The 23,559-nt window shown below is 72.8% G+C and carries 21 protein-coding genes and 1 pseudogene; 6 read left to right on the forward strand and 16 right to left on the reverse strand.

All coding sequences use genetic code 11. From position 1 onward, the window contains the following. The 6 genes from ACH4F6_RS38315 to ACH4F6_RS38340 all read right to left on the reverse strand — a co-directional run bounded on the left by ACH4F6_RS38315 (position 1) and on the right by ACH4F6_RS38340 (position 5,551). Positions 1-1,311, reverse strand: coding sequence for an FAD-dependent monooxygenase (locus ACH4F6_RS38315; RefSeq protein WP_397965192.1), 1,311 nt, complete (start codon positions 1,309-1,311; stop codon positions 1-3). A gap of 3 nt (positions 1,312-1,314) precedes the next feature. Next, complete coding sequence (locus ACH4F6_RS38320) at positions 1,315-2,079, reverse strand: SDR family oxidoreductase (protein WP_397965194.1); 765 nt, start codon at positions 2,077-2,079, stop codon at positions 1,315-1,317. A 30-nt stretch (positions 2,080-2,109) separates the two neighbouring features. Continuing rightward, a complete protein-coding gene (locus ACH4F6_RS38325; protein WP_397965195.1) occupies positions 2,110-2,379 on the reverse strand; it encodes an acyl carrier protein in 270 nt (89 codons plus the stop codon). Positions 2,380-2,430: 51 nt separating this feature from the next. Continuing rightward, positions 2,431-3,657 carry a ketosynthase chain-length factor gene (locus tag ACH4F6_RS38330; protein ID WP_397965196.1) on the reverse strand — a complete coding sequence of 409 codons (1,227 nt, stop codon included), beginning with the start codon at positions 3,655-3,657 and terminating at the stop codon, positions 2,431-2,433. Then, positions 3,654-4,922 (reverse strand): beta-ketoacyl-[acyl-carrier-protein] synthase family protein, encoded by a 1,269-nt coding sequence (locus tag ACH4F6_RS38335; RefSeq protein ID WP_397965198.1) that lies wholly within the window; start codon positions 4,920-4,922, stop codon positions 3,654-3,656. Before ACH4F6_RS38335 ends, ACH4F6_RS38330 begins: the two co-directional genes overlap by 4 nt. Positions 4,923-5,098: 176 nt before the next feature. After that, a complete protein-coding gene (locus tag ACH4F6_RS38340; RefSeq protein WP_397965199.1) occupies positions 5,099-5,551 on the reverse strand; it encodes a nuclear transport factor 2 family protein in 453 nt (150 codons plus the stop codon). 211 nt (positions 5,552-5,762) lie between these two features. On the opposite strand from ACH4F6_RS38340, the gene ACH4F6_RS38345 reads away from it, so the two are divergent. Genes ACH4F6_RS38345 through ACH4F6_RS38365 form a run of 5 tightly spaced genes read left to right on the forward strand, consistent with a single transcriptional unit; the run spans position 5,763 to position 10,965 of the window. Continuing rightward, positions 5,763-6,710: an aromatase/cyclase gene (locus tag ACH4F6_RS38345; protein ID WP_397965200.1), complete on the forward strand. Its 948-nt coding sequence runs from the start codon at positions 5,763-5,765 to the stop codon at positions 6,708-6,710. Next, positions 6,703-8,256: an AMP-binding protein gene (locus ACH4F6_RS38350; RefSeq protein WP_397965202.1), complete on the forward strand. Its 1,554-nt coding sequence runs from the start codon at positions 6,703-6,705 to the stop codon at positions 8,254-8,256. The genes ACH4F6_RS38345 and ACH4F6_RS38350 overlap by 8 nt, the downstream gene beginning before the upstream one ends. A 43-nt stretch (positions 8,257-8,299) precedes the next feature. After that, the gene (locus tag ACH4F6_RS38355) at positions 8,300-8,599 is read left to right on the forward strand and encodes an antibiotic biosynthesis monooxygenase (protein WP_397965203.1); all 300 of its coding nucleotides are present in this window, start codon (positions 8,300-8,302) and stop codon (positions 8,597-8,599) included. Then, positions 8,592-10,187: an FAD-dependent oxidoreductase gene (locus ACH4F6_RS38360; protein WP_397965205.1), complete on the forward strand. Its 1,596-nt coding sequence runs from the start codon at positions 8,592-8,594 to the stop codon at positions 10,185-10,187. The genes ACH4F6_RS38355 and ACH4F6_RS38360 overlap by 8 nt, the downstream gene beginning before the upstream one ends. Positions 10,188-10,203: 16 nt before the next feature. Further along, positions 10,204-10,965 (forward strand): SDR family NAD(P)-dependent oxidoreductase, encoded by a 762-nt coding sequence (locus tag ACH4F6_RS38365; RefSeq protein ID WP_397965206.1) that lies wholly within the window; start codon positions 10,204-10,206, stop codon positions 10,963-10,965. Between the two features lie 216 nt (positions 10,966-11,181). Here the strand turns inward: ACH4F6_RS38365 and ACH4F6_RS38370 are convergent, their stop codons facing one another. The 6 genes and pseudogenes from ACH4F6_RS38370 to ACH4F6_RS38395 form a co-directional block, all read right to left on the reverse strand. After that, on the reverse strand, positions 11,182-11,385 hold the full coding sequence (locus ACH4F6_RS38370; RefSeq protein WP_397965209.1) for a hypothetical protein: 204 nt from the start codon (positions 11,383-11,385) through the stop codon (positions 11,182-11,184). Beyond that, a complete protein-coding gene (rfbB, locus tag ACH4F6_RS38375; RefSeq protein ID WP_397965211.1) occupies positions 11,385-12,380 on the reverse strand; it encodes a dTDP-glucose 4,6-dehydratase in 996 nt (331 codons plus the stop codon). Before rfbB ends, ACH4F6_RS38370 begins: the two co-directional genes overlap by 1 nt. Then, positions 12,377-13,444 (reverse strand): glucose-1-phosphate thymidylyltransferase, encoded by a 1,068-nt coding sequence (locus ACH4F6_RS38380; protein ID WP_397965213.1) that lies wholly within the window; start codon positions 13,442-13,444, stop codon positions 12,377-12,379. Before ACH4F6_RS38380 ends, rfbB begins: the two co-directional genes overlap by 4 nt. Positions 13,445-13,913: 469 nt before the next feature. Further along, positions 13,914-14,047, reverse strand: a pseudogene (locus tag ACH4F6_RS38385) (methionine adenosyltransferase); the annotation flags it as partial. Between the two features lie 183 nt (positions 14,048-14,230). Beyond that, positions 14,231-15,013: a thioesterase II family protein gene (locus ACH4F6_RS38390; protein ID WP_397965215.1), complete on the reverse strand. Its 783-nt coding sequence runs from the start codon at positions 15,011-15,013 to the stop codon at positions 14,231-14,233. A gap of 99 nt (positions 15,014-15,112) precedes the next feature. Further along, positions 15,113-15,943, reverse strand: coding sequence for a BTAD domain-containing putative transcriptional regulator (locus ACH4F6_RS38395; RefSeq protein WP_397965267.1), 831 nt, complete (start codon positions 15,941-15,943; stop codon positions 15,113-15,115). Between the two features lie 868 nt (positions 15,944-16,811). Here ACH4F6_RS38395 and ACH4F6_RS38400 point away from each other — a divergent pair. Next, positions 16,812-18,200 (forward strand): MFS transporter, encoded by a 1,389-nt coding sequence (locus ACH4F6_RS38400; RefSeq protein ID WP_397965216.1) that lies wholly within the window; start codon positions 16,812-16,814, stop codon positions 18,198-18,200. 155 nt (positions 18,201-18,355) lie between these two features. Here ACH4F6_RS38400 and ACH4F6_RS38405 read toward each other — a convergent pair whose 3' ends face one another. From ACH4F6_RS38405 to lnt, 4 genes are all read right to left on the reverse strand, one after another. Continuing rightward, the gene (locus ACH4F6_RS38405) at positions 18,356-20,335 is read right to left on the reverse strand and encodes a helix-turn-helix domain-containing protein (protein ID WP_397965217.1); all 1,980 of its coding nucleotides are present in this window, start codon (positions 20,333-20,335) and stop codon (positions 18,356-18,358) included. Positions 20,336-20,411: 76 nt separating this feature from the next. Beyond that, on the reverse strand, positions 20,412-21,212 hold the full coding sequence (locus ACH4F6_RS38410; RefSeq protein WP_397965219.1) for a 3-hydroxybutyrate dehydrogenase: 801 nt from the start codon (positions 21,210-21,212) through the stop codon (positions 20,412-20,414). A gap of 54 nt (positions 21,213-21,266) precedes the next feature. Then, the gene (locus tag ACH4F6_RS38415; RefSeq protein ID WP_397965220.1) at positions 21,267-21,746 is read right to left on the reverse strand and encodes an NUDIX hydrolase; all 480 of its coding nucleotides are present in this window, start codon (positions 21,744-21,746) and stop codon (positions 21,267-21,269) included. A 67-nt stretch (positions 21,747-21,813) separates the two neighbouring features. Beyond that, positions 21,814-23,412, reverse strand: coding sequence for an apolipoprotein N-acyltransferase (lnt, locus tag ACH4F6_RS38420; RefSeq protein ID WP_397965221.1), 1,599 nt, complete (start codon positions 23,410-23,412; stop codon positions 21,814-21,816). Between the last annotated feature and the right edge of the window lie 147 nt (positions 23,413-23,559).

Consider the following 23,559-nt stretch of genomic DNA (forward strand, 5'->3'; position numbering starts at 1 on the left):
TCATCCCTTCGGACCGCCCGTACGCTCGGCACGGGCGGTCGGGCCGGTGGTGAACAGATCGGTACGGACCTCCACCACCGGATGCCCGTAGGCCACCCGGTGGGTGATCTTCCTGCCGAGCGGGCTGTGCCGGATCAGCCGGGCGACACCCGAGCGCAGCCGGTCGGCCATCGGCCCGCCGGTCCCGAACATGCCTTTGGCCTGCATCTGCTGCATCCGCATGACGGCGTCCACGGCGGGCATCCGGGCGTCGAGGTACGGGGCGAAGCGCGCTTGGTGCACACGCCCGTCCCGCAGCGCCGCCACCAGCACCGGATGGAGCACGGCCGCGTCCTGAAGGGCGAGGTTGATGCCCTGGGCGCCCAGGGGGCTGTGCGTGTGGGCGCTGTCGCCGATCAGCACGAGTCCGTCACGCGTCCAGGCGTCGGCCTTCCCAGCGTACACGTCGAGCAGGCTGAGGTCGGACAGGCCGCTCACGGATTCCTCGATGAGGTCCGCGAACTGCGGCACGGCCGCGGTCAGTTCACGCCGGACCTCGTCGACGCCCCGGGCGGCGAGTTCCGGCCAGCTCCGGTGCGGCAGGGTCCAGCCGATCTGCAGCTGGTCGGGGTGGGAGTCGTGCACCAGGACGGGGTTGCCCGCGGTGCGGTGGATGCGGACGTACCCGGTCTGCCGGCCGGGCGCGCGCACCTTGAACCACAGCACGTCGTGCCCGAACGCCTCCATCCGGCCCGCGCCGATCCCCGCCAGCGCGCGGGTCTTGGAGAACCGGCCGTCGGCCCCCACGACGATCCGGGCGCGCACGGTGCGCCGGCTGCCCGGGCCATGGGCGACGGCGCCGGTGATCCGACCGTCCTCCTCCACCAGGGCGCCGATCCGGTGTCCGTCCAGGAAGCGGAAGCCGGGCAGTGCCCGGCACCGCTCCAGGAGCGCGTCGAGCAGATGGCGCTGGGGCATCGCCAGCAGATGGCGGTACGGGGCGGGCAGCCGCCGGTAGTCGATGTCGAGCAGGACGCGGTCACGGTCGACGAGCTGGAAGCCGTTCAGTTCGCACGCTCCGGCGGCGCGCGCCGCGGCGAGGACGCCCAGGTCGTCGAGGATGCGCTGGCCCCCGGGCTGGAGGATCTCGCCGCGGAAGGCGCGGTCGAACCGTGCCGACTTCTCCAGGAGGGTGACCCGCACCCCCGAGCGCAGCAGCATCAGGGTGAGGGCGAGCCCCGCGGGCCCGCCGCCGACGACGCAGACGTCGGCGTGCAGCTCCTCGTCGGAGGCGGGCGTGCCGGAGGATGTGGTGCCGGTGGTCTTGTCCATCGCTCAGCCCGCCACCAGACCCAGGCCGCCGTCGACCGTCACGACCTGGCCCTGCAACCAGCCCGCCTCGTCCGTGCACAGCAGGCTGACGGCGTCGGCGACGTCCTCGGGGCGGGTGAGCCGGCCCCCGGGCGTGCGCTCGGTGATCGTCTTGGCGACCTCGGCCGGAACGGTCCCGTCCCCCTTGTCGACCTTGGCCGCGGCGACCGCGTTGACGGCGATGCCGCGTCCGGCCAGCTCCACCGCGAGATACCGCACGAGGGACTCCAGCGCGGCCTTGGCCACACCCGCCCCGGCGTACCGGGGCACGACCCGGTGGGCACCGGTGCTGGAGACGGCGACGATCCTGCCCGGGCGTCCCGCCATCAGCCCGGCCAGCCGGGAGGCCCCGGTGAGCAGGGGGCGCAGCGCCACGGCCAGGGAGCGGTCCACCTGCTCCGGCGTGGTGGCCAGGGTCGGCGCGGGCCGGAAGTAGGAGGTGTTGTGGACGAAGATGTCGAGATGGCCGAAGCGCCGCCCGGCCTCGTCGCACAGCGCGTCGAAGTCGACGGTGACATCGGCCCGGACGGCGGCGGCCCGGCCCGGCAGGCCGGCCAGCGCCCCGACGGCCCGCGCGGCGTTCGCCTCGTCCTCGGCGTAGTCGAGCAGGACGTCGGCGCCGCAGGCGCACAGTTTGCGGGCGATGGCGAAGCCCACGCCCCGGGTGGCGCCGGTCACCAGCGCGGTGCGGCCGGTCAGGGCCGGGGCTGTGGAGTGGTGCGTGGTCACGGTTCGGCTCCCCAGTGGTCGACGGGCGGCTCAGGCCGCACGGGTGCCGTCGGCGAGCGCCTCGTTGACCAGGGCGAGGTACTGCCCCAGGGTCTCCGCCTCGAACACGGCCTCCTCGTCGAGGACGACGCCGTGATCGCGCTCGATGCGCGCCGTGGTCTCCAGGACGGCGACCGAGTCGTAGCCGAGGTCGGCGAAGGAGACGTCGAGGGCGGGCGTGGACGGACCGGCGCTCTCGCTCTCGCCCGCGCACTCGCGCAGCACGGCGGTGAGGTCTTCCAGGTGCATCTGCTGGGACATGGGGTGATCCCTCTCTGGGTCTCGATGGCTGTGGACGGCCGGCGGGGGCGGTCAGGGCACGGCCCGCACGACGGCCGCGGCGTTGAATCCGCCGCAGCCCCTGGCCAGCACGAGGGCGGCGCGCAGCGGCAGCGGCCGGGGGCCGCCGGTGACCAGGTCGACGGGACAGTCGTCGGCGGGTTCGGTGACGTTCACGGTGGGCGGTACGACCTGGTCGCGCAGTGCCAGCAGGGCGGCCGCCAGGTCCAGGGAGGCGCCGCCGGCCGAGAGCCGCCCGGTCATGGTCTTCGGCGCGGTGACCGGCACCCCACGGGCGCCGAACACCCGGGTCAGGGCATCGGCCTCGGCGCGGTCCGCGGCGCGGTCGCCCGCGGCGTCGGCGAACACGACGTCCACCTGGTCCGGGGTCATCCCGGCGTCGGTCAGGGCGAGTTCGGCCGCCCGCGCGAGCTGCGGGGTGCCGCCCCGCCCGGGCGGCGGGTCGAAGGTGGCCGCGTACCCGGCGAAGACGCCGTATGCGCGGGCGCCGCGGGCGCGGGCCGCGGCGGCCCGCTCCAGCACCAGCAGGGCGCCTCCCTCGCCGACGACCTCCCCGTCGGCGTCCGCCGAGAACGGCAGGTAGGCACGCGCCGGGTCGTCGCCGGTGGACAGCCGGCCGCCCGCCAGATGGGCGGTCCAGCCCCAGGGGCACAGTGCGGAGTCGACGCCTCCGGTGACCATCAGCTCGCTGCCCCGGCGCAGCAGGCGGCGGGCCTGGGCGACCGCGTCCAGTCCTCCGGCCTGCTCGGTGACCAGCACGCCGCTGGGGCCGCGCAGGTCGTGGCCGATCGAGATCTGCCCGGTGTTGACGGCGTAGAACCAGGCGAACGACTGGTACGCGCTGACGTACTGCCCGCCCTTGCTCCACAGGGCCTGCAGCTCCCGCTGCCCGAACTCGAACCCGCCCGCCGAGCTCGCGGTGCTGACACCGGCCGCGTACCGGGGCAGTCGCTCCAGATCGACGCCCGCGTCCTCGACTGCCTCCCGGGCCACGGCGAGGGAGAGCCGGGTCACCCGGTCGGTCTGGGGCAGCAGCCGGCCCGGAATGTGGTCGGCGTCCACGAAGTCACGGATCTCGCCGGCGAGCCGTGCCGGATAGCGGGCGGGGTCGAACCGGCTGAGTCTGCGGATCCCGCTCTCCCCCCTCAGCACGGCGTCCCACCAGGCCTTGACGGACAGCCCGTTGGGCGCGGCGACACCGATGCCGGTGATCACCGCCTGCGAGGCCTCGGCGCTCATGCCGCCTCCCTGCGTCCGGGTGCCGTCAGCACCATGGCGCTCTGGAAGCCGCCGAATCCGCTGCCCACGCTCAGGACGGTGTCGGTGCGCTGTTCACGGGCGGTGATCGGGGTGTAGTCGAGGTCGCAGGCCGGGTCCCGGTCGTGCAGATTGGCCGTCGGAGGCACCGTGTCGTGCTCGATGGCCAGCGCGCTCGCGGCCACTTCCAGGGAGCCGATGGCACCGAGCGAGTGCCCGATCATCGACTTGATGGAACTCACCGGGACCCGGTAGGCGTGGTCTTTGAGACTGCGCTTGAAGGCGGCGGTCTCGTGCCGGTCGTTCTGCTTGGTGCCGGAGCCGTGCGCGTTGACGTAGTCGACGGCCGTCGGGTCCAGGCGCGCCTCGTCGAGAGCGGCGCGAATCGCCTCCGCCATCTCGATGCCGTCGGGCCGCAGCCCCGTCATGTGGTACGCGTTGCAGCGACTGGCGAACCCCGAGACCTCGGCGTAGACATGGGCGTCGCGGCGGCGGGCGTGTTCGAGGCTCTCCAGGACGAGTACGGCGCTGCCCTCCCCGAGCACGAAGCCGTTGCGGCTGCGGTCGAACGGCCGGGACGCGGTGGCCGGGTCGTCGTTGCGCGGCGAGGTGGCCTTGATGGCGTCGAAGCAGGCCACGGTGATCGGAGAGATCGGTGCCTCGGTCGCGCCGGCGACCATCACGTCCGCGCTGCCCTCCCGGATCAGCTCGACGGCATGGCCGAGGGAGTCGAGACCGGAGGTGCAGCCCGTGGAGATCAGCGCCACGGGGCCCTGCGCACCGGTGCTCCAGGCGACCTCGGCGGCCATGGAGCTGGGCACGAAGTAGTCGAAGAGGTGGTCGACCGCGCGGGTGTGGTCGACGTACCAGTCGGAGCCGCCCTCGCTCACGACGTTGTACTGGGTGTCCAGACCCGTCGTACAGCCGACCGCGCTGCCGAGCGCCACGCCGGTGCGCGACGGATCGATGCCACCGTCGAGGCCGGCGTCGGCGACGGCCTCGCGGGCACTGACGAGGGCGAACTGGGTGGCGCGGTCGAGGCGTTCGGCCTCGGCGGGGCCGAAGCCGTGCCGGGCCGCGTCGAAGTCCACCTCGGCGGCGATCCGGGAGCGGAACGCGGAGGCGTCGAAGAGACTGATCGTCCGGGTGGCCGTACGGCCCGCGGTGAGCTGCTCCCAGAACGCCTCGACGCCCACCGCCCCCGGGGCCACGACCCCGATGCCGGTGATGACGACGCGACGGCTCATCGGCCCTCACCGCCTACTGTCCCCCTGGTCATGGGTCCTCTCCTGCTGGTCGGGGCATGCCGTTGTGTGCTGTCTCCCAAGCTTCGCGAGCCCCCTCGAACCCGGCTCGAAGCGCACAGGAGCCCCGATCGGGGGCCGGGAGACACCGGGGGAGGGAGCGCGCCGGGGCCCGGCGGTCAGCGCAGGTCGTCGCGGGTGACCTCGCGGGACCGCACGAGCAGCCGGCCGCCCTCGCGGACCAGGAGGTCCGTGCAGGTGCAGACGCGGTGCACACGGGACTCCCCGCCGCGCGACGAGGCGTACACGGTGGTGTACGAGTGGACCACCACGGAGCCGTCCCGCTGCGGCCGGACGTCGAAGACGCCGGGCCAGTGGCGGTGCTGCTCACCGGAGGAGGCGAGGGACTCCGCGGTGCGCCGCACCGCGGCCGCCAGGGCGTCCCGGCCCACCACCGGTGCCGACAGGGTCGGCACCGAGAACGACGCGTCCTCGGTGAAGTCGGCCGCCCACTCGTCGGCGGCTCCCCCGTCTAGGAGCTGCATGTGGCGGGCGTAGAACTGCTGGATCTCCGCGTACAGGGAGCCGAACCCGGCGGAGGAGTACGGCTGTGTCTCGGTCGGCGTGGTCACGGTGTCTCCGATGCGTGAGGAAGGAACGACGGGGTTGCGTGAGGGCCATCGTGTGCGGCACCGGTCGAGCCGCGTTCGAGCCGCCCTACAGCCCGGCCGCCTCCGCCCCGGCATCCAGCCGGAATCCAATGCGCCTCAAGCGCCACGGCCCAGCGTGGTTGCCCGCACGCCACGCAAGGTGACGCGTCAACGGCGCAGGAGGACACACGCGATGCCGAACAGCCAGCAGTACTCCGTCCGGGACGAGATCCTCGTCGCCGCCCCGGCCGAGCGGGTCCGCTCACTGGTCGACGACGTCGTCGGCTGGACGCAGTTGCACGGACCCGCCGTCCACGCCCACGTCCTCCGGGACGCCGGCGACGAGCGGCTGATCCGGCACTGGGCCGTCACCGGCCGGGACTCGGTCCGCACCTGGACGGCACGCCACACCAGGTCCGCCGACGGCAGCCGGATCTCCTTCGCGCACGTGGCGCCCGAGGCGCCGTTCGCGTCCCTCGAAGGCGCTTGGACCTTCCGGGAACAGGACGGCAAGACGCGGGTCGAGATGCGTCACGACTTCACCCTGTCCGAGGGCTCGGCCCACCTGGCGGACGAGCTGACCACCAGGCTGCGCGAAGGCAGCCGCGCCTATCTGAGCACCCTCGGCCACGCCGCCGAGAACCACCAGGAACTGGACCGCCTGATCATCTCCTTCACGGACTCCCTCTTCATCGCGGGCGACATCAAGGACGCCTACGACTACCTGTGGGAGGCGGACAAGTGGGAGGAGCGCATCCCCCACATCGCCAAGCTCGACCTGGAGGAGCCCGCGCCCGGCGTCCAGTTCTTCGACATGCTCACCTCCACCCCCGACGGCTCCTCGCACCGCACCCGCTCGGTCCGGGTCACCGTCGAGCCGGACATCATCGTGTACAAGCAGACCGAGCTGCCCGCCCTGCTCGACGGGCACACCGGGCACTGGAGGTTCACTCAGACCCCCGAGGGCGTCATCGCCGAGGCCCGGCACACGGCGACCATCAAGCCGTCGGCCCTGCACATCCTCGGCGAGGGCACCACGGTCCAGGACGCGCGCAACTACCTGCGCCGGGTGCTGAGCGCCAACAGCGTCAGCAACCTGCGCCTGGCCAAGGCGTACGCCGAGGAGCGCGCCGGTGTCTGAGGTCCCGCCCGGGCCGACGGTGCCACTGGACGGGCTGCTGCGCCGGGCCGCCGAGCGGCACCCGCAGCGGATCGCCGTCCGCGACGAGCGCGGAGCCGTCGACTACGCCGGACTCGACGCCCGCGCCGACCGGTTCGCCCGCGCCCTGTTGCGGCTGACCGGCGGCCGGCCGACGGCCGTCGGCGTGGCGAACGTGCTCGACCCGGTGTTCGCGGCGGCCTTCTACGGCACCAGCCGCAGCGGCAACCACGTCGTGCTGGTCAACCCGCTGGTGCGCGAGCCCCTCCTGGAGCACGTCTTCCGCACGGCCGGCGTCGAGATCGCGCTGGTCTCCGCCGAGACCGCGGCCCGCCTGGCGACCGTCCGCGCCGCTCTCCCCGGCCTGCGGGAGGTCTACGTGGTCGACGCGGACCGGACCGGGCCGCCGCCCCCGGGAGCCCGCCCCCTGGACGACCTCCTCGCCGAGGACGGCACGGCCGCGCCCGCGCTGCCCGACCCGGCCGGCGTCGACCTGGAATCCGTCGTCTGCGTGCAGTTCACCAGTGGCACCACCGGGCCTCCGAAAGGCGTCCGGCTCACCCACCGCAACCTGGTGACCAACGCCGCCCAGGCGGCGCACGCGCTCGGCCTCGACGCCGACAGCGTCTGCCTCAACCACCTTCCGCTCCACCACGTCATGCACCTCGACTCGGCCGTGTACGCGGGCGCCACCCAGGTGCTGTGCCACGAGCCCGACCCGGTGGCCTCGGTCGCCGCGGCGGCCGAGGCCGGGGCCACCCACTACTTCGGGCTGCCGGTACGGCTGACCAGACTGGCGGCGGACCCGCGGCTGGCCTCGGTCGTCCCCGGGCCCGAGCTGAGGCTGATGGCCTCCGGCGGCTCCCGGCTCTCCCCCGCCGTCGCGGCCCGCCTGCGCGAGCGGCTCGGCGTGCCGGTCATCCAGGGATACGGGCTCGCCGAACTCTCGCCGCTCAGCCACAACGACCGTCCGGAGCGGAGCAAGCCCGGCTCGGTCGGCCCGGCCGTCCCCGGCACCGAGTGCCGCATCGTGGACCTGGGCACCGGAGCCGCCCTCGGTCCCGGTCGGCCGGGCGAAGTTCTGCTGCGCGGACCGCAGCTGATGGCCGGGTACCTCGGCCTGCCGGACGCCCCGGACATCGACGCCGAGGGCTGGTTCCACACCGGCGACGTCGGCTACCGGGACGAGGAGGGCTGGCTGTTCCTGGTCGACCGCATCAAGGACGTCTTCAAGGTCGACAACGAACTCGTGTCGCCGAGCGAGATCGAACAGGTCCTGCTGCAGGACCCGGACGTCGCCGACTGCGTGGTGGCCGACCTGCCCGACGAGTTCAGCGGCGCCGTCGTCTGGGCCGGCATCGTGCCCTTCGGTGACGGACCGGTGGACCTGGACCCGATCGTGGCCCGGGCCAACGCCCTGCTCTTGGACCACCAGCGCATCCGTCGTGCCGAACGGCTCACGGCCGTGCCCCGCTCCCCGAACGGCAAGACCGAACGGCGCGCGCTGCGCGAGCGGCTGCGCGCCTAGTCCTTCGACAGTTTCCCTTCCCGATCCGACCAGGAGAAGCATCGTGGTGACCTTCGTCAACAAGCTGACCGTCAACGGCGACGTCGAGGAGTTCCTCAAGATCAAGCGGTCGCTGACCGAGTTCATGTCCGCCCAGCCCGGATACCGCAGTTCCACCACGCTGCGCCAGGTCGGCCGGCCCGACGTGTTCATCGAGCTGGCCGAGTGGGACGACGCCGCCTCCCACCAGGCAGCCGTGCGCAGCGAGGAGTTCCAGGCGCGGGTCAGGGGCCTCGGCGCGCTGGCGAGTGTGGACCCGGGGCTCTACGAGGAGGCCGTCGAGGACGGGGCCGGCCGTGGCTGACCCGACCCAGGTGCTCGTGGCGGGGGCCGGCCCGGTCGGTCTCACCGCCGCCCACGAACTCGCCCGGCGCGGGCTGCGGGTGCGGCTGATCGACGCCGCGCCCCGTCCCGCGACCACCAGCCGCGCCGTGGCCACCCACCCGCGGACCCTGGAGACGTACGACCAGATGGGCGTCATCGAGGAGATCCTCGAGAACGCCCAGCAGATCCGCGCGTTCACCATGTTCAGCCGGGGCCGCCGGCTGGTGCGGCTGGACGCCGACTACGCGACCATGCCGACGCGCTTCCCGTTCACGGCGATCGTCGAGCAGGTGGACACCGAGGCCGTGTTGCGCTCCGCGGTGGCCCGGCTCGGCGTGGAGGTCGAGTGGGGGACGCGGCTAACCGGATTCTCCCAGGACGCGGAGGGTGTGGACGTCACACTCGAACACGCCGACGGGACCACGGAGTCCACCCGGGTGCCCTGGCTGGTCGGTTGCGACGGCGGCCACAGCACCGTGCGCAAACTGCTCGGACTGCCCCTGCTCGGCGAGTCCAGCGAGACCTGGATGCTGGCCGACGCCCCCGTCGACGTGAACCTGCCGCGGGACAGCATCTACTGGGTCCACACCGGCTCCCAGGCCCTGATGATGGTGCCCTTCCGACGCGGTGACCGGTGGCGCCTGCTCGACACGACCACCGCCGAGCCCGGCACCGACGCCGCCGTGATCGCCGACCGCTTCACGCGCAAGCTCGGCCCCGGCCTTGGCCGGTCCGCCGAGGTGCGCACCCCCACCTGGACGTCGGTCTTCACCTTCCAGCAGCGGATGGTGCCGCGCATGGGCGAGGGCCGGGTCTTCGTCGCCGGCGACGCCGCCCATGTGCACAGCCCGGCCTCCGGGCAGGGCATGAACACGGGCATCCAGGAGGCGTACAACCTGGCCTGGAAGCTGGCGCTGGTCGCCGAGGGACACGCGGAACGGGAACTGCTCGCCAGCTACAGCCTGGAGCGGGTGCCGATCGGCGAGCGGCTGCTCGGCTCGACCAAGAAGGCGACCTTCCTGGTGCAGTTGAAGAACGCCTTCGCCCCGATCGCCCTCCCCGTCGTCTTCGGCCTCATCCGCAACGTCCCGCTGCTGCGGAGGAAGGTGCAGCGCCAGGTCCTCGGCGGCATCTCCGGACTTCAGCTCGGCTACCCCGACTCACCGCTGACGCGACCCGCCGCCGGCGCCGGGCCGCGTCCGGGCACCCGCGCCTCAGTGGGATCGGGCGCCGACCCGGCCGACCCCGGCTGCCGGGCCTGGGCGGAGGAACTGCGCGACATCCGCTGGACGCTGGCGGTGACGCCGGACGCGGCGGCCGGGGCGCCGGCGGCGAACACCTGGCTGTCCGTGCGCACGCTCGGCGACGGCAGCCAGGGGCCCTGCCCGCTCGCCGACCCGAACGGCAGGCTGCGCGCCGCGCTGGGACTCGCGTCCGGCGGCTGGCTGCTGGTCCGCCCGGACGGCTACGTCGCCGCGCGCGGCCGGGGACTCGGCGGCGCGGACCTGCGGCAGGCCCTGGCCGCCGCGGGTCTGCGCGACGAACAGCACGTCCTCCCTCACTCGTGAAGGAACGCGAACACGCATGGACATGGGACTGACAGGCCGCAGGGTGCTCGTCACGGGCGGGTCCTCCGGGATCGGTGCGGCCATCGCGCGCGCCTACGCGGAGGAGGGGGCACGGGTCGCCCTCACCTACCGCGGCGGCGGCGAGGCGGCCGAACGGCTCGCCCGTGAACTCGGCTCGGACCGGGACGCGGTGATGGCGACGCGGTACTCGCTCGGGGAGCCGGACACCGTGGAGTCGACCGTCGCCACGGTGACCGAACGCTGGGGCGGGGTGGACGTGCTCGTCGCGAACGCGGTGCGCTGGGCTCCCCGGCGGACGCCCGGTACGCGGTTCGAGGAGGTCGCCTGCGGGGACTGGCGGGGTTTCCTCGACGACAACCTGGCGCCGACCCTGCGTACCGTGCAGCTGGTGGTGGCCGGGATGCGGGCGCGGTCCTGGGGCAGGATCGTGCTCATCTCCTCGCATGTGGCCCTCGACGGCCACCGCGGGCAGGAGTTCTACGGCGCCGCCAAGTCGGCACTGCACGGCTTCGCCCGCAGCCTGGCCTGGGACGTGGGCCCCGACGGTGTCCTGGTGAACGTCGTGTGCCCGGGGCTGACCACCACCGAGCGCGTGCTCACCGGGCTGCCCGACGAAATCCGCGAGCGCGAGCTCCGCTCGACCCCCACCGGCCGGCTCAGCAGCCCCGAGGACATCGCCGGCGCGGTGCTCTTCTTGGGCTCGGCGGCCAACGCCAACACGACGGGCCAGATCCTCACGGTCTCCGGCGGCCGCTGACCGGCCGCCCCCGAGCCGTCCGGGCCGACGACACGACCACGGCCCGGGCGGCTCCGGCACGCCCGGACGCCCCCGGCCTCGAACACCCCCGGCCGCGGCCACGGCGTGCGCGCAGCAGCCGTGGGCCGGACGGGAGCCGGGCGGAGTTCACCGGGGCCCGTCCGGCCTGTGCGGCCGCGCTCTCGGGGCCGCCGCAGGCGGCATGCCGAGGGACGGTCAGCCGTAGCGGCCGCCGTCCCGTGGTTCTCCCGGTGCCGGCTCCTCCGGCGGCCGGCCACGGCTCGCCGTCGCGCCGGCCGTGCAGCAGCCCACCTGACCGAGGGCCGCGAGGACCTGCGCCTCCTCGTAGTGCACGGCGCCGGCCTGCAGCGCGCCGAGGCGGACCAGGCTCTCCCACACACCGCGCAGCACCCCGCGCATCAGGCGGCCACCGCCCCTGTGCGCCGCGTCAGCGGCTCCCACCAGGCACGGTTGTGGCGGTACCAGGCGACGGTCTCGGCCAGCGCGTCCCCGAACTCCCGGGTCGGCCGGTACCCGAGCTCACGCCGGATCTTCGTCCAGTCGACGGAGTAGCGCCGGTCGTGCCCCTTGCGGTCGGTGACGTACCGCACGCGGTCCCAGCCGGCGCCGCAGGCGTCCAGGAGCAGCTGTGTCAGCTCCTTGTTGGACAGCTCGGTGCCGCCGCCGATGTTGTAGACCTCGCCGGCCCGGCCGCCCGTGCGGACCAGCTCGATCGCGCGGACGTGGTCGTCGACGTGCAGCCAGTCGCGTACGTTGGTGCCGTCCCCGTACAACGGCACCTCGCGGCCGTCGAGCAGACGGGTGACGAACAACGGGATGACCTTCTCCGGGAACTGATGGGGCCCGTAGTTGTTCGAGCAACGCGTGACGCGCACGTCCAGACCGTGGGTGCGGTGGTAGGCCAGCGCCACGAGATCGCTGGACGCCTTGGCCGCGGAGTAAGGGGAGTTGGGGCTGACCGGCGCCGTCTCCGGCCAGGAACCGGTGTCGATGGAGCCGTACACCTCGTCGGTGGAGATGTGCACGAATGTCTCGGTCCCCTGCCGCAGCGCCGCGTCGAGGAGCGTCTGGGTACCGGTGACATTGGTGCGTACGAAGTCGGCGGCGCCCAGGATGGACCGGTCGACGTGCGACTCGGCGGCGAAGTGCACCACCTGGCCGTGCGCGGCGATCAGGTCGTTCACCAGGGGCGCGTCGCAGATGTCGCCCTGGACGAACCGGAACCGGTCGCTGCCGCTCACCTCGGTGAGGTTGGTGAGGGTCCCGGCGTACGTCAGCTTGTCGAGCACGGTGACCTTCACGTCCGGCACGCCGCGCGGACCGAGCAGGGTCCGGACGTAGTGCGAGCCGATGAAGCCGGCCCCGCCCGTCACCAGGATGGATGTGGTGGTCATGAGGAGATCTGCACCTCGCTGTGGTCGCCGAGAACGAGCCGGTTGCCGGCCGGCTTGCGCGGGGCGGGGGCCACGGTGACACTGCGGCCGATGAGGGACCCCCTGACCCGCTGGACGCCCCGCACTCGTGAGTCGCGCAGCACGATCGAGAACTCGATCTCGCTGTCCTCGATCCGGCAGTCCTCCGAGACGGATGTGTACGGCCCGATGTAGGAACCGCTGATCACCGTGCCCGCCCCGATCACCGCGGGACCGACGATCCGCGAATTGCTGACCCGGGCGCCGGCCTCGATCCTGACGCGGCCGATCACCTCGCTCTCCGCGTCGACCGGACCCTCGGTGCACGGCTCGATGCCCTCCAGCACCGTCCGGTTGACCTCCAACATGTCCATGACGTTGCCGGTGTCCTTCCAGTAGCCGTGGATCACGGTGGACCGCACGTCGTACCGGCTGTCGATGAGCCACTGGATGGCGTGGGTGATCTCCAGTTCTCCCCGCCAGGAAGGCTCGATGGCGCGCACGGCTTCGTGCACGAGCGGGGTGAACAGATAGACGCCGATCACCGCCATGTCGCTCTTGGGGTGCGTCGGCTTCTCCTCCAGGCGTACGACCCGGCCGTCCCCGTCCAGCTCGGCGATGCCGAAGGCCGTCGGGTCGGGAACGGGGGTCAGCAGGATCTGCGCGTCGGGCCGGTCCGCACGGAACTCGTCCACCAGACCGGCGATGCCGCCGACCACGAAGTTGTCTCCCAGGTACATGACGAAGTCGTCGTCACCCAGGTAGTCGCGGGCGATCACGACCGCGTGGGCGAGCCCCAGGGGTCTCTCCTGCGGCAGGTAGGTCACCTTGAGGCCGAACTTGGAGCCGTCGCCCACCGCGTCCTCGATCTCGCGGGCCGTCTCACCGACGACGATCCCGACGTCCGTGATCCCGGCCCGCGCGATGTCCTCCAGGACGTAGAAGAGAACGGGCTTGTTCGCCACCGGCACCAGTTGTTTGGGCGATGTATGGGTGATGGGCCTCAGGCGCGTGCCCGAGCCACCGGACAGAACGAGTGCCTTCATGTCATGGACGCTAGGCCGTGCCCCTGGAAGCCCACTCGGGCGCCGGTCGACGGGCTCGTGGAGTCAGTGGCGGCTCGAACGAGAACGACGTCGTGCCCGCCCCCCGCGTCGAAGCAGCGGGCTTCGGGGTGAGGGGTGACGAGGGCGTCCGTTCCCGGCTCCGGTGGGATCGGCCACCTCGGTGCCGGGTACGACGGGTACGGTGATCGGCGTCTGCCCGGTGCGGTCCATGCGGACGTCCCGCTCGCCTCGCTGCGCGGGGTCCGCCGCGAACGGGGTGCCGAGTGCCCGGCGGTCGCCGGTGTGGCGCAGCGTGGCAGCCGGGCCGTCGGGCGAGACGAGGACCGGGTCGGGTCCGGCGCCCACGACGAGGTCCCGCACGCCGTTGGTGTCGAGGCCGTGTTCCTTCAGCCGGATCCCGTATTCGCCCGATGCCGTCTTCGGCGAGCCGGCGCAGGACGCCGCCGACCGCGTGCGCGCCGATGGTGGCCTCACCGGTGCCATGCGCCTGGCCGGTGGCCATCGGTGTTTCCGCGGCGGCCCGGGAGCGGGGTCCTCGCGCGGCAGGGCGTCGAGGATCGTGTCGCCGATCCGGTCGGCGATCTTGTCGGGGTGTCCCTCGGTGACGGATTCCGAGGTGAAAGGGCGGCGGGACGTATCACTCCGGGCGGTGGTGCCCGGAAGCCCGGGGTGCGGGGACCCCGGGCGCTGGGCGACCGGGCCGGGCAGCGCCCGGATCAGGGAAGGAGCGGGCAGGGGAGCGACCGAGGAACGCTCGCATGCCGGTCAGTTCCCGGTGTGGGTCACTCGCCTCGCCGCGCGGGACGTGCGCCTCGCCGGGCGGAGGGTGCGGCATGCCTGGCCGAGGAGCCGGGGCAGTTCCGGGCCGCGGACGAAGAAGTGGCCCCCGGAGACCGTGCGCAGACGTGTGGGTCCCTCGCTCCAGCGGCTCCAGCCCTCCGCGACCGCGGGCGACGCCATCGGATCGTCGTCCGCGGCGACGACGAGCAGCGGCGTGGTCAGCGGGCCCGCCGGTGAGGGCGCGCATGCCGCGGTGCGCAGGGCGCGGGCGAGCGTCAGATCGTCACGCAGCACCGGCCGTACGGCACGGTCCCAGATTCCGCCGGGTTCGGTACCGGGCGTGCCGGGCGGTACGACGCCCATCAGGTCCAGCGTGCGCAGGAGTTCGGCATCGGGCACGCCGAGGGCGTACGCCGGCTCGGGCGGCAGGTGCGGCGGCGGGCAGGCACCGACCGCGAGCAGTGCGGGGCCGGGCCTGCCAGCCTCGTGCAGGGCGCGGGCGACGGTGTAGGCGACCAGGGCGCCGAGGCTGTGCCCGTACAGGACGAACGGAGCCGTCGGGGCGCCGCCGAACAGCCGCATCACATCGTCGAGCAGCGCCTCGCGGGTGGTGGCCCGGGGTTCGCGGCGGCGTCGGTCGCGGCCGGGCAGCAGCACCGGGACGGGCACCACACCGGGGCCGACGCGCGCCGCCCACCCGTGGAAGGCCGAGACGCCCGCCCCGGCATGCGCGAAACAGTAGAGACGTATCGGCTGTGCGGCGGCCATGGATCCTCCTCGCCTGCGCGGAACACGAGCGCGTACGAGGGTTGTCGACCGTCCTTGACAGCGCCTCGAGGGCGGCCCGAAGAACCGGGGGGAGCGGCGCTACGCCGCGCTCGGCCCGTGATGTCGGTCCGGCGTCCAAGGGACCCACCAGTTCTGGGCGGCGCCGTCCTCGCGCGACGACGCCGAGCTGAGGATCACCTGCTGGGTGCGCTGCACCTGCTCGGACGGCTCCAGGCCGAGATCGTCCATCAAATTCTTCCGGAGCCGGTGGAAAATACCGAGAGCCTCCGATCGACGTCCGGCGAGGTGGAGCGCCCGCATGTACTGGTCGTGGATGTTCTCGTTGAGCGGCTGTTGGGCGGCCAGCGTGACCAAGTCGCCTATGGCGTCGTCGTACCTGCCCATTTGCAGGTCGGCTTCGATACGACATTCCAGCGCGATCTGGTGCTCCGCCTGAAGCCCCCTCACCTTCGGTCCGAGAATGGAGCCGGTCGGCACGTCCACCAGAGCAGGCCCCTGCCAGAAGCTCAATGCCTTACGCAGCAACTGGGAGCCCCGAAACGGATCTCCCTGAGAAAGTGCAATTCTCCCCTCTGTCGAAAGCTCATTGAACTGGCGAAGGTCGAAGGGCGCCATGGGAAGGCGCAGGAGATATCCACCCTGCCGGGTGAGCAGAATATCCCGGGCCACCAGGGAATCATCCTTGAAAGCCTTCGATATGAGCTTTCGAAGATGCAGGATGTATGTTTGCAGGGTCGTTTTCGCGCTGCGCGGCGGGCGCTCCGCCCACAGCTCGTCCACAAAGCTCGATGCCGTCACCACCTGCCCTTCATTGAGCGCCATGAGCGCGAGGACCTGCATTTGCTTCGGCGCGGTAGGAGTGACGTCGACGCCGTTGACGCTGAGCCGTAACGGGCCGAGGACAGACATGGCCACTTCTGTCACACCTTCCGACTCCACGGACATACCAAGCCCCTCCATCAACGTGAGACCGTCTCCGACGATCGCGGTCCTTATTGACTGGGGTGCAGCTCTGGACGACTCCCCCGTGGAGACGCCGCCCGTCTGCATCGAGCTTCCCCCGTCCGTCAATGACGCTACACCAGACCTCAAGGAAGATCCAGAAGTTCAAGAAGTTATTGTTTTCAAGTATCCCTCTAGGGGCACTCAAGTCACCTTTGCGAGTATGGATCGCCCAATCTCATCCATTAAATACACCGCACCAAATAAGCAGAGATCCAATTTCGACACCTTTCGTGGCATATACAAAGATTTATCAATCCTTTACTGAAAAAAAGTTTGAGAGGTTCTCAGAACATGTCGACGCCAGGAAACTCTAAGACCCTCCCGGATGACAAGCGGAAGGGTGGTCACGGTCCGCGCCGGCTTCGGTCGGGCCGTGCGGTTCGCCCTGCATGTCCGTGGGCTCGGGGCGCCCGTACGCGGTGAAGGGTCCGCAGCGCGTGAACGAGGTCTTCCGAGCGTGCCGGAGCGCCTCGGCCGATGCCGCCACCGCCTTGCCCGACAGACCCGGGGCGACGCAGACCGGGTGGTCGGCGTCCGAGGCGACCGGGCCGGCACGCCGACGGTCCGCCCTTTGGCCGCGGCGTGGTAAGGGCCCGGGCGGAGTGTTGACCCGCGCGTGACCCGGATCTTTGTCTTGGCCCCCTCTCTATGGTGGGCGCACGCACTCCCGTGCCCAGAACTATGGCGTCCCACCACATACGCCGTTCACCTGCGCGTTCCTACGGTGTGGCGACACGCAACCGTCCCCGTCAACCGCCAGGAAGTGGTGCCCATGTCCTCCCCCGCGACCGCTCCACCAGCCCCGTCCCACCTCAGGCGCATCGTCGCCGCCTCCCTCATCGGCACCACCATCGAGTGGTACGACTTCTTCCTGTACGGCTCCGCCGCCGCCCTCGTCTTCAACAAGCTGTTCTTCCCGGACTCGGACCCGCTCGTCGGCACCCTGCTGTCGTTCCTGACGTACGCCGTCGGGTTCGCCGCACGGCCGCTCGGGGCGCTGGTCTTCGGGCACTACGGGGACCGGCTCGGCCGGAAGAAGCTGCTGGTGCTGAGTCTGCTGCTGATGGGCGGGGCGACCTTCGCGATCGGGCTGCTGCCCACGCACGCCACCATCGGGACCGCCGCGCCGGTGCTGCTGACGCTGCTGCGACTGGTGCAGGGCTTCGCGCTCGGCGGCGAGTGGGGCGGGGCCGTGCTGCTGGTGTCCGAGCACGGGGACGCCCGGCGGCGCGGGTTCTGGGCCTCGTGGCCGCAGACCGGGGCGCCCGCGGGGCAACTGCTCGCGACCGGCGTGCTGTCCTTCCTCACCGCCGTGCTGTCGGACGCCGCGTTCGGCAGCTGGGGCTGGCGCGTCCCGTTCCTGCTCTCCGGTGTGCTGGTGGTCGTCGGTCTGTGGATCCGGCTGTCCGTCGACGAGTCGCCCGTCTTCCGGCAGGCGCTGGCACAGGCGGAGGCCCGGAAGGCGGAGCGGGCGGCCGACGCCGAGAAGCTGCCGCTCGTGGCCGTGCTGCGCCACCACTGGCGTGACGTGCTCGTCGCCATGGGGGCGCGGATGGCGGAGAACATCTCCTACTACGTCATCACCGCCTTCATCCTCGTGTACGCGACGACCTCGGCCGGCGTCTCCAAGCAGACCGCCCTCAACGCCGTGCTCATCGGTTCCGCCGTGCACTTCGCGGTGATCCCGGCCTGGGGCGCGCTGTCGGACCGGATCGGCCGGCGTCCCGTGTACCTGCTGGGCGCGGTCGGCATCGGGCTGTGGATGTTCCCCTTCTTCTCGCTCGTCGACACGGGCGGCTTCGGCAGCCTCGTCCTCGCCGTGACCGTCGGCCTGGTGCTGCACGGGGCGATGTACGCGCCCCAGGCGGCCTTCTTCTCCGAGATGTTCGCGACCCGGATGCGCTACTCCGGCGCCTCCATCGGCGCCCAGTTCGCCTCGGTCGCGGCCGGCGCCCCGGCACCGCTCATCGCGACCGCCCTGCTCGCCGACTACGACAGTTCCACTCCCATCGCCCTCTACGTGATCGCCGCGGTCCTGCTCACGGTCGTCGCCGTGGGCGTGGCCGAGGAGACCCGGCACCGCGACCTGTCCGGGATCGAGGACCCGGCCGACGCGGAGCAGGCGGCGCAGGCCCCGGCCGCGGACGCCCGCGCCGTCTGACCGCTCCCCCGGCCGGGCTCCGCACTCGCCGTCCCCGCCGGCTCCCCGCCCCCGTGCGCAGGCTCCCCGCGTACGGGGGCGGCGGGGGTCCGGGAGCGGTCGGGCACGGGGAGTCGGCCGGCTGTCGCCGTCGGGGAGGCCCGCGCCGTCGGGAATCAGCGGGATATCGGGGACGCGGACGCCAACCGGTGCAGCCTGAGGGCGAGTTGGATCTCCAGGGTGCGCGCGGGGCTGTGCCAGTCGTCGCCCAGCAGGCGGCCCACGCGTTCGAGGCGCTGGGCCACCGTGTTCACGTGGACGTGGAGTTCGTCCTTGGTGCGGGCCGGGCTCATGCCGCAGGCGAAGTACGCGTCGAGGGTGCGCACCAGGTCGGTGCCGCGTCGTTCGTCGTAGGCGACGACCTGGCCGATGGTGCGGTCCACGAAACCCGCCACGTCCCGGTCGCCGGCCAGCAGCAGGCCCAGGAAGCCGAAGTCCTCGGCGGCCGCCCCGTCGCCGGAGCGGCCCAGCAGCCGCAGGGCGTCCAGGCAGCGACGGCCCTCCTCGTACGCGGCGGCCACCGCGTCGGGGTGGACGGTGAGGTCACGGACCGGGGCGGAGGCTCCGACGGTGACGGCCTCGTGGACCGCCGTGCCGAGGTGGCGGGCGGTGCGGCGGGCCACCTCCGTCGCGGTGTCCCCCGGTGCGAGGGGCAGCAGCAGGACGGTTCCGCCGTCGCGGGCGGCGGCCAGGCCGTGCCGGGTGGCGGCGAGGTGGGAGGCGGCGGACCACAGGCGCCGGCGGGCGGCCGCCTCCTGGTCGGCGTCGGACGCGGCGGCGTCCAGCCGCGCGGCCAGGACGACGTGGGTGGCGTCGAGGTCCGCGTGCAGCCGGGAGGCACGCTCGCGCAGCAGCCGCGGATCGCGGTCGCGGGCGTCGAGGAGGTCGTCCAGCAGCTCGCCGCGCACGCGCCGTTCGGCCTCGGCGGCGGAACGCCGGGCGAGCAGCAGCAGGGAGGTGACCATCGCGGCGCGCTCCAGGGTGCGCTGGTCGACGGGGTCGAGGCCGGGATGGCCGCGCAGGACGAGCGCGCCGAGGAGCTCTCCGCCGGCGGCGACGGCGGCGATCCAGTCGTCCTCGTGCCGCACCGCGTGTCCTTCGGCGCGGGACGTCTCCAGGGCGCCGGCCGGCGCGGCGGCGGCCTCGGCGAACTCGACCGTGCCGGCGAGGACCTCGGAGACCGCGGCCGCCACGTCGTGGACCCCGCCGCCGCGCAGGACGAGTTCGGCGAGCCGGTCGTGGACGTCCGAGGCGCGTTCGATGGCGGCGCTGCGGTCCTGGATGATCTCGTTGGCCCGCTCCAGGCCGGCCAGGGCCGAGCGGGTCTCGGTGAGGAGGTTCGCGGAGTCGATGGCGGCCGCGGCCAGCGCGGCGAAGGAGCCGAGCAGCGCGATCTGCTCGCGTTCGAAGACCCGCGCACGCCGGTCGGCGGCGAACAGCACCCCGATGACGGTGGACCCCAGCGTCAGCGGTACGCCGAGGATGGCCACGAGGCCCTCGTCGCGCACGCCCGCGTCGATGGTGGTCGTGTGCCGGAAGCGGCCGTCCCGGAAGTAGTCGTCGGTGACGTACGGGCGGGCCGTCTGGGCGACCAGTCCGCCGAGCCCCTCCCCCATGCCCAGGCGCAGCTGCTGGAAGCGGGCGGCGACCGAGCCCTCGGTGACCCGCATGTAGGTGTCGCCCCGGAGGGGGTCGTTCAGGCTGAGGTAGGCGACGTCCGTGCCGAGCAGCGAACGGGCGCGCTGGACGATCGCCTGGAGGACGGCGTCGACGTCGCGCAGGCCGGCCAGGTCGTGGGCGGTCTCGAAGAGCGCCGACAGTTCGGCCTCCCGCCGGCGGCGGCCCTCCAGCTCCGCGCGCACCCGCAGCGCGAGCAGCTTGGCGTGTTCGAGTGCCGCGATCCGCTCGGCGGACCGTCCCCCGGCGCGCGCCAGCAGCACCGGGCGCTCGTACGCCTCGGCGGCCGCGCCCCGGGCGAGCAGCTCGAGGAACGGCACCTCGGCAGCGGCGGGGGCGACCGGGGCCGCCGCGGCGCCCACGAGCGCCTCGGCATCGCTGACGGAGCGCTCGACGGGCTCCACGTGATCGCGGGACATGCTCACAGGATTCCTCATGACCGGGCCGGCCCGTCAGTCCTGTGGAAAACTCCGGAACCGCCGGGCCGCGGGGCGCTCAGTGCGCGGTCCAGCCGCCGTCGAGGACGAGCGAGGTGCCGGTCACGAAGGACGCGTGCGGGCCGCACAGATGGGCGACGGCCTCGGCGACCTCCTCCGGCTCGATCAGCCGTTTGACGGCGCTGTCGCGCAGGAGCACGTCCGTCAGCACCCGCTCCTCGGGCAGGCCGTGCGCCCGCGCCTGGTCGGCGAGCTGCTTCTCCACCAGGGGGGTGCGCACGTAGGCGGGGTTCACGCAGTTGGAGGTGACGCCGTGGGGGGCGCCTTCGAGGGCGGCGGTCTTGGACAGGCCCTCCAGCCCGTGCTTGGCGGCCACGTACGCCGACTTGTAGGCGGAGGCGCGCAGCCCGTGCACGGAGGAGATGTTGACGATGCGGCCCCAGCCCTGCCCGTACATGTGGGGCAGGGCGCCTCGGATGAGCCGGAACGGCGCCTCGAGCATCACGGTGAGCACCGTGTGGAAGACGTCGGGCGGGAAGTCCTCGAGGGGGCGTACGAGCTGCAGTCCGGCGTTGTTGACGAGGACGTCGGTCCCGGCGGCGACGAGTTCGGCGGCGTCCAGGTCGGTCAGGTCCAGGACGTGCGGCTCGACGGCGCCCGGCAGGCCCGCGGCGCTCTCGGCGAGCGCCTCCAGGCCGGGGGCGTCCCGGTCGACCGCGCGCACCTTGGCCCCGGCGGCGGCGAGCCGCAGCGCGCAGGCGCGGCCGATGCCGCCGGCGGCGCCGGTGACGAGGGCGGTGCGACCGCCGAGGTCGAGCGGGGAGGCGTGGGGACCAGGAGCGGCGGGGGGCGTGGTCATGACTCGACCCTAGGCAGCGCCCGACCACCGCCCCATGTGGTCACACCCCATACTTCATTGAGAACTCATGGTTTCGAACCATGTGGGTTCATCGGAGAGGGCCTGCTTGATGCGGAACAGCTGGCTCTCGCGCATGACCGGCAGGGAGTCCAGGTCGAACCAGCCGACCGCCACGGACTCGTCGTCGTTGACCCGTGCCTCGCCCCCGACGGCCCGGCAGCGGAAGGTGATGTCCATGAATCGGCACCGGTCGCCGTTCGGGTACTCGACCTCCCTGCCGGAGCGGACCAGGACGACCCGCTCGGGCACGCAGTGGACGCCCGCCTCCTCGTACACCTCCCGCACGGCGCAGTCGGCGGGCTGCTCGCCCGGCTCCGGGATGGCCGTGATCACGGTCCACCGGTGGTTGTCCGCGCGCTGCCCCAGCAGCACCCTGCCCTCGTCGTCGAAGACGACGGCGCTGACGCCCGGGAGCCAGAGCAGCTGGTGGCCCGCGGTGGCGCGGATCTCACGGATGAAGTCAGGAGTCGCCATGCCCCGACCCTAACCGGGCCGGTGCGGACGACGGGTCCGCCCCGGCCGGATTCCGCCCGGACGGTTCCTAGGCGCGCCGCGCGCGCAGTCCCGCGGCGACCGCCCAGCCCAGGCCGCCCGCGGCGACCAGCAGCAGGGCGATCTCGGGGAGGACGCCGAGGCGGGTCGCCGGCGTCTGCGAGGACCGCAGCGGCACCTTCTGGACCAGGGAGTCCGCGACGAACATGCCGGTCTTCCGGGTGATCGTCCCGTCCGGCAGGATGATCGCGCTGACCCCGCTGGTGACGGGCACGGTGACCGTCCGGCTGTGCTCGACGGCACGCACGCGCGACATGGCGAGCTGCTGGTAGGTCATCTCGCTGCGGTCGAAGGTGGCGTTGTTGCTGGGCACGGAGATCATCTGGGCTCCGTGGGTGACGGTGTCGCGCACGGCCCAGTCGAAGGCCGCCTCGTAGCAGGTGGCGAGGCCGACCCCGGTGCCGCCGATGTCGAACACGCCCGGCTCGCTCCCCCGGCTGAAGTCCTGCCGGACCATCGAGGTCCAGTCCTCGTTGACGGCGCCGATGAACGAGCGCAGCGGGAGGTACTCGCCGAAGGGCTGGACCTGGCGCTTGTCGTAGGTCTGGGTGGGGCCCTTGGCCGGGTCCCACAGGATCTGCTCGTTGTAGAGCTCGCCGTCGCGCTCGACGACCCCGCCGACCGAGACGGGCACGCCGATCGCCTCGGCCGCCTTCTCGATGACGGCGGCGGCGTCGGCGTAGGCGAAGGGGTCGATGTCGGAGGAGTTCTCGGGCCACAGCACGAAGTCGGGCCGGGGCACCTTGCCCGCCGCGACCTCGGCGGCCAGCCGCTCCGTCTCGCGCGCGTGGTAGTCGAGCACGGCCCGGCGCTGGGCGTTGAACTCCAGGCCGAGCCGGGGGACGTTGCCCTGGACGACGGCGACCGTCACGGTGCCGTCCTCGGCCTCGTCGCTCACCAGGGGGCGGGCGGCCACGGCCGCCACGACGGGGAGGACCAGGCTGAGCAGGGCCAGGGCGGCGGCCGGCCGCCGGACCTCGCCGGTGCGCCGCCGGTCCAGGCCCACGCGGACGACCTCGCACAGGCCGAAACCGCACAGCACGACCGCGAAGCCGAGCACGGGGGTGCCGCCGACCGCGGCGAGCGGCAGGAAGACGCCGTCCGCCTGCCCGAAGGCGATCTTGCCCCAGGGGAAACCGCGGAAGGGCACGCGCGCGCGTGCCGCCTCTCCGGCGATCCAGACCGCGGCCGCCCACACCGGCCAGGCCGGCAGTGCCGACACCGCGGCGACGCCGACGCCGACCAGCGCGACGAAGACCGCCTCGACGGCCACCAGCGCGAGCCAGGGTCCGGGGCCGACCTCCACGCCGGTCCACACCAGCAGGGGCAGCAGGAAGCCGAGGCCGAAGAGGTACCCGAGACCGAAGGCCGCCTTCCGGCTGCGGCCGCGCAGCACCCAGCCGAAGCCGGCGAAGGCCGGCAGGGCCAGCCACCACAGGGTGCGCGGCGGGAAGCTGAGGTACAGCAGGACTCCGGAGAGCGCCGCTACGACGGCCGGGACGAGACGCAGGAGCCGGGCGCCGCGCGACGGCGCGGGCGAAGGCTCCAGCTGGTCCTGCGGGCCAACGGAAGGTGCGGTGACGGTCACCCGGGGAGTGTACGTGGGGTGGCCTTCCGGCCGACAGCACGGTCCGTGCACCGGTCCGGCCCGGGCGCCCTGCCCGATCCGGTGCGACTCGTCCCCGAACCGGCCGTCAGCCGTTACGGTGTGCGAGAGCTCCTGTCGCGCGGGGCG

It is taken from the genome of Streptomyces sp. NPDC017936 (genome assembly GCF_044328485.1).
GTDB lineage: Bacteria > Actinomycetota > Actinomycetes > Streptomycetales > Streptomycetaceae > Streptomyces.